This window comes from Sphaerisporangium sp. NPDC049002 (assembly GCF_040649355.1).
Classification (GTDB): domain Bacteria; phylum Actinomycetota; class Actinomycetes; order Streptosporangiales; family Streptosporangiaceae; genus Sphaerisporangium.
Window position 1 is genome coordinate 1 of sequence record NZ_JBEZFH010000455.1, and the last position, 1,366, is coordinate 1,366.

2 protein-coding genes are annotated in these 1,366 nt (G+C 69.0%); one reads left to right on the forward strand and one right to left on the reverse strand.

Features of this window, described 5'->3' with window-relative positions; genetic code table 11:
• Positions 1-196, forward strand: a 196-nt coding sequence (locus AB0B89_RS36465) for a hypothetical protein (RefSeq protein ID WP_358562373.1), incomplete at its 5' end; no start/stop codon positions are given.
• A gap of 60 nt (positions 197-256) precedes the next feature.
• Here the strand turns inward: AB0B89_RS36465 and AB0B89_RS36470 are convergent.
• Positions 257-1,366, reverse strand: a 1,110-nt coding sequence (locus AB0B89_RS36470) for a M1 family aminopeptidase (protein ID WP_358562376.1), incomplete at its 5' end; no start/stop codon positions are given.

Consider the following 1,366-nt stretch of genomic DNA (forward strand, 5'->3'; position numbering starts at 1 on the left):
GCTTCTCCAGCGCCAGCAGCACGCCTCCCCGTTCGACCACGTCCGGCCGCCCGTCGGCCGTCGAGGGGCCTCCCTGGCCGGAGAACGCCACCTGGCGAAGGCGCGCGGCGCGCGCATCGTGATCCCCCGGCCGGGCGAGCACGTCGACGTCGACGCCTCGCCCGCCGTCGACGGCTGGTGGGAGGCCCTTCTCTGAGGCCGATCAGGCTGAGCGTCAGGTGAGTCCGGCCTGGCCGGACTCACCTGACAGCGGCACTCAGCCGTCGATGCGGTGGGTGGTCCAGAACGACGACAGGTCCACCGAGGTCGCGGCCTGGGCGGCGGCCTTGAACTCCGCGGTGGTCGAGACGCCGTACCAGTGGGAGGCGGCGTAGTTCTTGAGAAGGTTCTCCATCGCCGTGGTGCCGATCGCGCGCCGCAGGTCGTGCAGCGCGCACTTGCCGTAGGTGTACACCACGGTTCCGTACCGGCTCGAATGGGCGTCCCAGTAGGCCATCGAGTTGCTGATCTTCTCGGCCGACGACTGCCAGGAGACGCTGTTCCAGCAGCTGGTGCCCGAGATGCCGTTGTAGAGGTCGGTCGCGTAGTCGGTGAACGACTCGTCGAGCCACGGGCTGTTGTACTCGTCGTCTCCGACGATGCCGTACCACCACTGGTGGGCCAGCTCGTGCGCCAGAGCCGTGGAGCTGACGATGTCGAGCACGAAGCCGGGATACTCCATGCCGCCGAACCAGAAGTTGTTGTCCAGCACCACGTCCGCCTCGCCGTACGGGTAGGCCCCGAACCGCCCGGCGTGGGCGACGAGAGCGTTCTTCGCGGTGGTCATCATCGAAGTGGCGTTGGTGGAACTGATCGAGCTCACCCGGTAGACGTTCACCACCACGCCCGTGGTCGTCGTGCTGGTCGTCTTGACGAACGGCCCGGCCGCCCAGGCGAACTCGCGCACCTTCTTGGCGGTGGCCGTCGTGACCGTACGGCCCGACGTCCCCGGCTTGTCGACGGAGGTGCCGGTGGCCGGCACGAGCAGCGAGGTCGGGTGGTCGAGCGTGACCGAGTAGTCGCTGATCAGCCCGTAGAACGACTCGCCGTTGTTCGTGTACGGGTCGAGGTGCCAGCCGCCGCCGTCGCGGACCGCGAGCACAGGCAGCGCGTTGCCGATGAAGTTGTACGACCCGTCGCGGCCGAACCGGTCGGCGCCCGCGGGCACCACGATGCTCAGGTCGAACCCGACCGAGGCGCTCTGGTTCTGGTTGAGCGGCGCGGGCAGCGCGATCTTCAGCGCGGTGCAGCCGACGGACAGCGGGGACGCGGCACGGGCGGGATCGAGGACGTCCTGTACATCCAGCGCATCGACCGTCCCGGCAGG